Below are 8,179 nucleotides of genomic sequence, written 5' to 3' on the forward strand. Positions count from 1 at the left end.
GTCACGTGCGTTTGTCCGAACCTGTGGTCCTGCTGCACGCGTTCCCGCTCGACTCCCGGATGTGGGACGGCCTGCGTCCCGCACTCGGCGACCGGCTGGTCACCCCGGACCTGCCGGGCTTCGGCGGGGCGCCGCCGGCCGGCGCGGAGCCCGACCTGGACGCGGCCGCGGACAGCGTGCTCGAGACGCTGGACCGGCTCGGCGTCGAGCGGACGGTCGTCGGCGGCTGCTCGATGGGCGGCTACGTCGCGATGGCCCTGCTGCGTCGCGCGCCGGCCCGGGTCGGCGGGCTGGTGCTGGTCAACACCAAGGCATCCGCCGACACCGACGAGGCCCGGGCGAACCGGTTCGCGATGGCCGACCGGGTCGAGGCCGACGGCATCGGCCGGCTCGCCGACGACATGCTCACCACACTGCTCGGCCCGACCACGCTGGAGCGGCGGCCCGACGTCGAGACGGAGCTGCGCCGGCTGATCACGGACCAGCAGCCGGCGGCCGTGGCCTGGGCGCAGCGCGCGATGGCGGCCCGGCCGGACTCGTTCGACGCGCTGCGCGAGGCCGACGTGCCGGCCCTCGTCCTGCGCGGCACCGAGGACGCGCTGATCCCGGGGGAGGAGTCGGTCGCGCTCGTGAAGGCGTTGCCCCGGGCGACGTTCGTCGAGCTGCCGGCCGCCGGACACCTCGCACCGCTGGAGGTACCCGGCGAGGTGGCCACCGCGTTGCGGAACTGGCTCGGTTAGCGCCGCCTGCGCCGCGAGCGGCGGGGCCGGTCGTCGTCGGGTTCGAGGGGGATATGTGGCTCCTCCTCCTCGTCCCCGACCAGGCCGAGGACCTCGGCCGCGAGCCGCTGCGCGGACTCACCGAGCGTCGGCGGCTCGTCGCCGGCGCGGCGCAGGCTCGACGAGCGCAGCCGGGCGTAGCCGCGGACCGCGACCGGGCGGCGGTGCCGGATCGTGTACCCGGCCTCGTCCTCGAGCGCGTCGGCCAGCTCGCGGTCGACCAGCACGGAGCCGGGGCGCGCGATCGAGGTCAGCCGGCTCGCGATGTTGACCACCGAGCCGTACACGTCGCCGAACCGGTTGAGCACCCGGCCCAGCGCGAGGCCGGCCCGCAGCGGCGGCACGTCGTGGTCGGCCTCGGTGACGGCCAGCAGGGTCAGCGCGATCTCCGCGCCGTCGGTGGGGGAGTCGGCCACGAACAGGACCTCGTCGCCGAGCATCTTCACGATGCGGCCGTGGTTGTCCGCCACGACCTCGGCGGCGATCGTCTCGAACCGGTCCACCACGGTGACCAGCTCGGCCTCGGTCGAGCGCCGGGTGAGGCTCGTGAACCCGACCATGTCGGCGAACCCCACGACCTGCCGGCGCTCGTCGATCTCCGCGTCGGACGCGACCAGCATGCGCACCGAGTACGCCGCGAGATGGCGGCGCCACACGAAGTCCTGCAGCTGCTCGAGGTCCGGCGTCAGACGCTCGACGAGCCGGCCGAGCTGGCGCTGTTCGGCGAGCTCGGGGTTCGCGGCGACGATGTCGCGCAGCATCAGTACCTGCGACTCGGCGAGCCGGGACATGTGCTGGCCGATCATCCGGGCGCTGGAGATCGCCGCGGCCGGGTCGATGAGGCCGGACTGGATGAGCTCGTTGACCGTGCGCACCGCGTGGACGTCGCCGTCGGTGAACACCGCGTCGTCCTCGGCGGCGGTCGCGAAGCCGAGCGCGCGCCACAGCGCGGTGGCCCGCTCGGGCGGCACGCCGGATCGCTCGGCGACCTCGGCGCGGGTGTACGTGCGCTCGCCGCCCAGCAGGATTCGCTCGATGCGCTGCCGTAGCGCGTCCTGGGCGGGTTCGGTCACGTGGTGTGCACGATGAGGACGTCGACCTTCGACTTGCGGGCGGCCTCGGCGGGGACCGAGCCGAGGATCCGGCCGGCGAGCGTGTTCAGCCCGCGGTTGCCGATGACCAGCAGGTCCGCGGACCGCTCGGCGACCACCTTGGCCAGCGTGGCCACCGGCTCGCCGTCGACCACGACCGTGTCGATCCGCGTGGCCCCGGCCCGCTTGGCCCGCTCGGCCGCGGTGCGCACGGACTCCTCGGCCGGCGACGAACCGACGACCTGGTAGGCGACGTCGTCGCCGAGCTCGTCCTGCGCGCGGGAGACGTCCTCGGTTCGGGCCGGGTGGTACGCGCACGCGATGACCAGCGTCGCCTCGCTGTCCGCGGCGATCCGTGCGGCGCGATCGACTGCGAGGTAGGAGGAGTCCGAGCCGTCCGTGCCGACGACCACGGTCTGGTAAGCAGCCACGTTGCCTCCCGAGCGTGCTATCTACTCGCGGGTAAACCTACCGTGCGGGGCAACCCGACCGCAGAATGAGGCATGGATCTTGCCGGGGTGATCGGGGTGGCGGTCGAGGAGGCGCGCCACGGGCTGGCGGAGGGTGGCATCCCCATCGGGGCGGCGCTGCTCGGGCCGGACGGCGAGGTTCTGGGCCGCGGCCACAACCGCCGGGTGCAGGACGGCGACCCGTCGATGCACGCCGAGACGGCCGCCTTCCGCAACGCCGGCCGCCGCCGCCACTACCGCGACACGACGATGGTCACGACGCTGTCGCCGTGCTGGTACTGCAGCGGCCTGGTCCGCCAGTTCGCGATCCCCCGCGTGGTCATCGGCGAGGCGACGACGTTCTCCGGCGGCCACGAGTGGCTCGCCGAGCACGGCGTGAAGATCACGATCGTCGACGACGCCCGCTGCGTGGAGCTGATGACCGACTTCGTCGCCGCGCACCCGGAGCTCTGGTACGAGGACATCGGCGAGTAGGTCAGCGTCGAACAGTCAGCGGCGCTGTGCCGCCGGCTTGTTCGCGGGGGTCATCCGCTTGGTCTGCGCCGCGGACACGTCGGCCGGTACACCGTCCTGGGCGGACTCCCACTGCTCCTGCGGCGGGCCGGGCACCGGGTCGCTCTTGCGCGCGGCCGGCGTCGGACGCTCCGCCGCCTTCTTCTCCTCCGGCAGGTGGTCGAAGGCGGGAGTGGCCAGCTCGAGACTCTCGTGCGCGTCGGCCACCAGGTCACGGGCGGAGGCGAGCTGCTCGGCCACCCGGGTGCGCAGCTGGCGCAGGGCGTTCACGCGCTCCGCCGCGTGGTTGATCCGGCGGTTGGCCTCCTCGGTGGCCTCGCGGACCAGGCGGTGCGACTCGTCGCGCGCCTCCTGCAGGCGGGCGGTCGACTCGGTGATCGCGTCGTGGCGGCGGCGGTTCGACTCCTCGGTCGCCTCGCGAACGCGCCGCTCGGCCTCCGACTTCGACGTGGCCTCCTGCTCGGCGAGCGCGCGCATCGACTTCGTGCGCCGCGAGGCCATCGCGATCTCGAAGTCCTCCTCGACGGTGTTGCGGCGCTGTTCGGCGTCGGCGTCGAGCTTGGTCCGCTCGGCCTCGGCGGCGGAGGTGATCTCGGCGGCGTCGGCGCGCGCCTTCTCCAGCACGCCGCGGTGCTCGGCCTCCATGGCCTCGCGCCGCTCGTCCAGCTCGACGAGCTGCTTCTGGTACCGCTCGCTCATCCGCGCGGCCTCGGCCTGCGCCTCGGCCTTGATGACGTCGGCCTCGGCCTTGGCCTTGGCGTTGACCTCTTCGCGCTCCTCCTGCGCGAGGCGCAGCATCCGCTGGAGGCGCTCGCTCAGGCCCTCCATCGTCGTCGGCGGCATCGAGAGACGGTCGATCTGGCCGCGCATGTCGTCGATGGTCGTGCGGGCGACCTCGAGCTGTGCGGTGAGCTCGCCCGCCTGCGCCGCCGCCGCGTTGCGGTCGGCGGCGAGCAGCTTCAGCTGACCGTCCAACTGTTCGAGATGCTCTTCCACCTGAACGCGGTTGTAGCCGCGCTTGGAGATGTCGAACCCGGCTCCCAGTGGTACGAGGTCGCGCTCCTCACCTAACGACATGCGCCCACGCTACCCTGACCGGCCGCGGCCGGCGGCACTACCTGATTACACGCCGCGGAATCGGTTGATCGCCGCGAGGTGGCGCTCCCGCAGCTCCGGGTCGCGGACGCCGAGCCCCTCCTCCGGCGCCAGGCAGAGCACGCCGACCTTGCCCTGGTGCGCGTTGCGGTGCACGTCGTACGCGGCTTGCCCGGTCTGCTCCATCGGGTACACACTGGACAGTGTGGGATGGATCTTTCCCTTGGCGATCAACCGGTTCGCCTCCCACGCCTCGCGGTAGTTGGCGAAATGTGAGCCGATGATCCGCTTCAGGTTCATCCAGAGGTACCGGTTGTCGTACTGGTGGAGGAAGCCGCTGGTCGACGCGCAGGTGACGATCGTGCCGCCCTTCCTGGCCACGTAGACACTGGCGCCGAACGTCTCCTGACCGGGGTGCTCGAACACGATGTCGGGGTCGTCACCGCCGGTCAGCTCGCGGATCCGGGCGCCGAACCGCTTCCACTCCTTCGGGTCCTGGGTGACCTCGTCCTTCCAGAACTTGTAGCCCTCCGCGTTGCGGTCGATGATCAGCTCGGCGCCCATCTGCCGGCAGATCTCGGCCTTCTGCTCGCTGCCGACCACGCACACCGGCGTGGCCCCGCCGTTCAACGCGAACTGCGTGGCGTAGGAGCCGAGGCCGCCGGACGCGCCCCAGATCAGGACCGTGTCGCCCTGCTTCATGTCGGCGCCGTTGCGGGAGACGAGCTGGCGGTAGGCGGTGGAGTTGACCAGCCCCGGGCAGGCGGCCTCCTCCCAGGTCAGGTGGTTGGGCTTGGGCATGAGCTGGTTGGACTTGACCAGCGCGAGCTCGGCGAGCCCGCCGAAGTTGGTCTCGAAGCCCCAGATGCGCTGCTCGGGGTCGAGCATCGTGTCGGCGTGCCCGTCCGGGTGCTCGAGCTCGACGTTCAGGCAGTGCGCCACGACCTCGTCGCCGGGCTGCCAGGCGTTGACTCCCGGCCCGGTGCGCAGCACGACGCCGGCGAGGTCGGAGCCGACGACGTGGTAGGGCAGGTCGTGCCGCTGCGCCAGCGGCGAGGTCTTCCCGTACCGGCGCAGGAAGCCGAACGTGTCCATCGGTTCGAAGATCGAGGTCCAGACGGTGTTGTAGTTGACCGCGCTGGCCATGACGGCGACGAGCGCCTCGCCGGGCCCCAGCTCGGGGGTGGCGACGTCGTCGACGTGCAGCGACCTACGCGGGTCCTTGTCCTGAGTGGACTGACCGGCGAACATCTCCACCTCGTCGGCGCGCACGGTCACGCCCCGGTAGGTCGAGGGGAGAGGCAGCGAGCCGACCGCGGCCAGGTCGTCGGCGAGGATGGCGTCGAGGATCTTCCGCATGCGCACCGACGCTACTCACCGGTAACGGTAAAGAACGGGAAACTGTGACCGGAGAGACGCACAGCCGAGTTTGACCGGCCGGCCAATCAAAGCGGAGAATCGACCACGAGGCTCCACAACAAGGAGGTGGTCTCGATGACGAGTCCCGCGGTTCGGCCTTGGACCAGGCCGCACGACTGGGCGGAGGTCGTACTGGGTGTCGTGGCGCTACTGACCCCACTGTGGATGGACACAGAGGCCGGCGCGACGTGGACGATGATCGTGCTGGGTGCGCTCATCGCCCTCGACGGCCTGGTCTCGCTCGCCATGCCCGGGCAGGTCTACGGCGAGGGGATGCAGGTCGTGCTCGGCGTGCTCATGATCATCTCCCCATGGGTGATGAGCTACACCGACCTCACGGGCATCGCCTGGACGTCGTGGATCGTCGGCGCGCTGACCGTGCTCGTCGGCGCGGCGGCACTGCCGATCGCGCAGGCGGCGCACAAGTCCGGCAGTGGGATGGCCGGCCAGCACTGAGCAACAGCTGACCGACCCCTTCGACAAGCGCACGCGGCCCATGGCGTGGCTCCCGGGTTACGTTATGGGCCGCGAGCCTGCGAGAAGGGGACAGCACGACATGCGGCTGACCAAGAGGAAGAGCGACGACCCGTCGGCGCGCGAGCGGATCCTGGCCGCCGCCGAGGAGCTGTTCGCCGAGTTCGGCTTCGACGCCACCCCGACGTCGAAGATCGCCGCCCGGGCGGGTGTGCCGAAGGGCCTCGTGCACTACTACTTCCAGCGCAAGCCCGACCTGCTCACCGCGCTCGTGGAGCGGCTGCCCGACGAGCGCGTCGACCCCACCGGCATCGTCGTCCCCGGCGACGTGGCCGCGAGCCTGCGCCGCCTGGTCGCCGAGCTCGACGCCCGGATGCGGGCCTCCTACCTGCTCTCGCACCTGCTCTGGCGCGAGGCCGATACGCACACCGCGGTCCGCGACGCGCTGCAGGAGCGGTTCGGCAAGGTCGTCGACCAGATCCGCGCGGTGATCATGGCGGCGGGCATGGGCAGCCTGCCGGTCGCCGCGGTGGACACGGCCTCGGGCCTGCTGGCGCTCGCGGTCAGCTACCGCCACTCGGTGGCTCGGCACGGCGAGGCCGAGGACGGCACGACCGCGGCGAGCGCGGAGACCATCGACCGCGAGGTCGAGTTCATCGCCGGCGCGCTCAGTGGGCCGGCGACCCGTCCTCCGGAGCAGGCTCCACTAGCTCGATGAGCACCCCGCCGGCGTCCTTCGGGTGCACGAAGTTCACCCGGCTGTTCGCCGTGCCGTGCCTGGCCGCCTCGTACATCACGCGCTTTCCCTTGGCGCGCAACGCGTCGGCGACGGCGTCGACGTCGGTGACCCGGTAGGCCATCTGTTGGATACCGGGTCCCTTCTTGGCGAGGAACTTCCCGATGGTCGTGTCCGGGCCGAGTGGTGCGAGCAGCTGCACCGCGGCGCCGCCACCCGGCGGGCGCAGCATCGCCTCGCGGACGCCCTGCGCCTCGTTGACCTCCTCGTGGTAGAGCTCGAGGCCGAGCACGTCCCGGTGGAACGCGATCGCCTCGTCCAGGTCGGGCACCGCGATGCCGACGTGGTCGATCGCCGTGACGTACGACTTAAGCTCGTCCATGCGACACAACGTAACGCCGGAGCCGGCCCGACCATTGTGCGGCTACTCACATCGAGCGGTGCCCGCGCGGCGCGGCGCGGGTAACGTACGAAGTTAACGCCCGCTAGCTGCTGGAGGCTCATCCGTGTCCGGTTCCGTCATCGTCGCCGGGGCGCGCACCCCGATCGGCCGCCTGCTCGGCTCGCTCAAGGACTTCAGCGGCGCACAGCTCGGCGGCGTCGCCATCAGGGCCGCGCTCGAGCGCGCCGGGGTCGCGCCGGAGCAGGTGCAGTACACGATCATGGGCCAGGTGCTGACCGCCGGCGCCGGCCAGATCCCCGCCCGCCAGGCCGCGGTCGCCGCCGGCATCCCCATGGACGTGCCGGCCCTGACGATCAACAAGGTGTGCCTGTCCGGGCTCGACGCGATCGCGCTCGCCGACCAGCTGATCCGCGCCGGCGAGTTCGAGATCGTCGTCGCCGGCGGCCAGGAGTCGATGACCCAGGCGCCGCACCTGCTGGCGAAGTCCCGGTCCGGGTTCAAGTACGGCGACGTGACGATGCAGGACCACATGGCCCACGACGGCCTGTTCTGCGCGTTCGACCAGGTCGCCATGGGCGCGTCGACCGAGAAGTACAACTCCCGCTACGGCCTCACCCGCGCCGACCAGGACGCCTTCTCCGCCCGCTCGCACCAGCGGGCCGCCGCGGCGATCGAGAACGGCGTGTTCGTCGACGAGATCACTCCGGTCACCATCCCGCAGCGCAAGGGCGACCCGGTCGTGTTCGACACCGACGAGGGCGTGCGCGGCGACACCACGGCCGAGGGCCTCGCGAAGCTGCGCCCGGCGTTCGCGTCGGACGGGACCATCACCGCGGGCTCGGCCTCGCAGATCTCCGACGGCGCCGCGGCGGTCGTCGTGATGAGCAAGGCCAAGGCGCAGGAGCTGGGCCTCGAGTGGCTCGCCGAGATCGGCGCGCACGGCGTGGTCGCCGGGCCGGACGCTAGCCTGCACGAGCAGCCGTCCAACGCGATCAAGGCCGCGCTCGCCAAGGCCGGCGCGTCCGCCTCGGACCTCGCGCTCGTGGAGATCAACGAGGCGTTCGCCGCGGTCGGGCTGGTCTCCACCAAGCAGCTGGGCGTCAGCGAGGACATCGTCAACGTCAACGGCGGCGCGATCGCGCTGGGCCACCCGATCGGGGCCTCCGGCGCGCGGCTGGCCGTGCACCCGGCCTACGAGC

The 8,179-nt window shown here is 71.8% G+C and carries 10 protein-coding genes; 5 read left to right on the forward strand and 5 right to left on the reverse strand.

What is annotated here, in order from left to right; genetic code table 11:
* Positions 1-5 precede the first annotated feature (5 nt).
* A complete protein-coding gene (locus tag ACRDSK_RS14180) occupies positions 6-740 on the forward strand; it encodes an alpha/beta fold hydrolase (RefSeq protein WP_431441140.1) in 735 nt (244 codons plus the stop codon).
* Here the strand turns inward: ACRDSK_RS14180 and ACRDSK_RS14185 are convergent.
* Positions 737-1,852: an adenylate/guanylate cyclase domain-containing protein gene (locus tag ACRDSK_RS14185; protein WP_431441142.1), complete on the reverse strand. Its 1,116-nt coding sequence runs from the start codon at positions 1,850-1,852 to the stop codon at positions 737-739. The two genes, ACRDSK_RS14180 and ACRDSK_RS14185, sit on opposite strands and share 4 nt — an antisense overlap.
* Positions 1,849-2,301, reverse strand: a complete 453-nt coding sequence (locus ACRDSK_RS14190) for a universal stress protein (RefSeq protein ID WP_431441144.1) — start codon at positions 2,299-2,301, stop codon at positions 1,849-1,851. The genes ACRDSK_RS14185 and ACRDSK_RS14190 overlap by 4 nt, the downstream gene beginning before the upstream one ends.
* Positions 2,302-2,373: 72 nt before the next feature.
* Between ACRDSK_RS14190 and ACRDSK_RS14195 the strand changes: the two genes are divergently transcribed.
* Positions 2,374-2,814 (forward strand): nucleoside deaminase, encoded by a 441-nt coding sequence (locus tag ACRDSK_RS14195; RefSeq protein WP_431441146.1) that lies wholly within the window; start codon positions 2,374-2,376, stop codon positions 2,812-2,814.
* Between the two features lie 15 nt (positions 2,815-2,829).
* On the opposite strand, the gene ACRDSK_RS14200 is transcribed toward ACRDSK_RS14195, so the two are convergent.
* Both ACRDSK_RS14200 and ccrA read right to left on the reverse strand, forming a co-directional pair.
* Positions 2,830-3,930, reverse strand: a complete 1,101-nt coding sequence (locus ACRDSK_RS14200) for a chromosome segregation protein (RefSeq protein ID WP_431441148.1) — start codon at positions 3,928-3,930, stop codon at positions 2,830-2,832.
* 45 nt (positions 3,931-3,975) lie between these two features.
* On the reverse strand, positions 3,976-5,307 hold the full coding sequence (gene ccrA, locus ACRDSK_RS14205; protein ID WP_431441150.1) for a crotonyl-CoA carboxylase/reductase: 1,332 nt from the start codon (positions 5,305-5,307) through the stop codon (positions 3,976-3,978).
* 135 nt (positions 5,308-5,442) lie between these two features.
* Between ccrA and ACRDSK_RS14210 the strand changes: the two genes are divergently transcribed.
* Positions 5,443-5,823 (forward strand): SPW repeat protein, encoded by a 381-nt coding sequence (locus ACRDSK_RS14210; protein ID WP_431441152.1) that lies wholly within the window; start codon positions 5,443-5,445, stop codon positions 5,821-5,823.
* Between the two features lie 100 nt (positions 5,824-5,923).
* The gene (locus tag ACRDSK_RS14215) at positions 5,924-6,559 is read left to right on the forward strand and encodes a TetR/AcrR family transcriptional regulator (RefSeq protein ID WP_431441154.1); all 636 of its coding nucleotides are present in this window, start codon (positions 5,924-5,926) and stop codon (positions 6,557-6,559) included.
* Here the strand turns inward: ACRDSK_RS14215 and mce are convergent.
* Positions 6,510-6,959, reverse strand: coding sequence for a methylmalonyl-CoA epimerase (mce, locus tag ACRDSK_RS14220; RefSeq protein WP_431441156.1), 450 nt, complete (start codon positions 6,957-6,959; stop codon positions 6,510-6,512). The genes ACRDSK_RS14215 and mce overlap by 50 nt on opposite strands.
* Before the next feature lie 124 nt (positions 6,960-7,083).
* Between mce and ACRDSK_RS14225 the strand changes: the two genes are divergently transcribed.
* Positions 7,084-8,179, forward strand: a 1,096-nt coding sequence (locus ACRDSK_RS14225) for an acetyl-CoA C-acetyltransferase (RefSeq protein ID WP_431441158.1), incomplete at its 3' end; no start/stop codon positions are given.

It is taken from the genome of Actinophytocola sp., from assembly GCF_050699915.1.
Taxonomy (GTDB): domain Bacteria; phylum Actinomycetota; class Actinomycetes; order Mycobacteriales; family Pseudonocardiaceae; genus Actinophytocola.

Bases quoted from the DNA above. Each gene is read 5' to 3' on its own strand.
- mce (WP_431441156.1), bottom strand. From the start codon at position 6,959: ATGGACGAGCTTAAGTCGTACGTCACGGCGATCGACCACGTCGGCATC.
- ACRDSK_RS14210 (WP_431441152.1), top strand. From the start codon at position 5,443: ATGACGAGTCCCGCGGTTCGGCCTTGGACCAGGCCGCACGACTGGGCG.
- ccrA (WP_431441150.1), bottom strand. From the start codon at position 5,307: ATGCGGAAGATCCTCGACGCCATCCTCGCCGACGACCTGGCCGCGGTC.
- ACRDSK_RS14200 (WP_431441148.1), bottom strand. From the start codon at position 3,930: ATGTCGTTAGGTGAGGAGCGCGACCTCGTACCACTGGGAGCCGGGTTC.
- ACRDSK_RS14215 (WP_431441154.1), top strand. From the start codon at position 5,924: ATGCGGCTGACCAAGAGGAAGAGCGACGACCCGTCGGCGCGCGAGCGG.
- ACRDSK_RS14195 (WP_431441146.1), top strand. From the start codon at position 2,374: ATGGATCTTGCCGGGGTGATCGGGGTGGCGGTCGAGGAGGCGCGCCAC.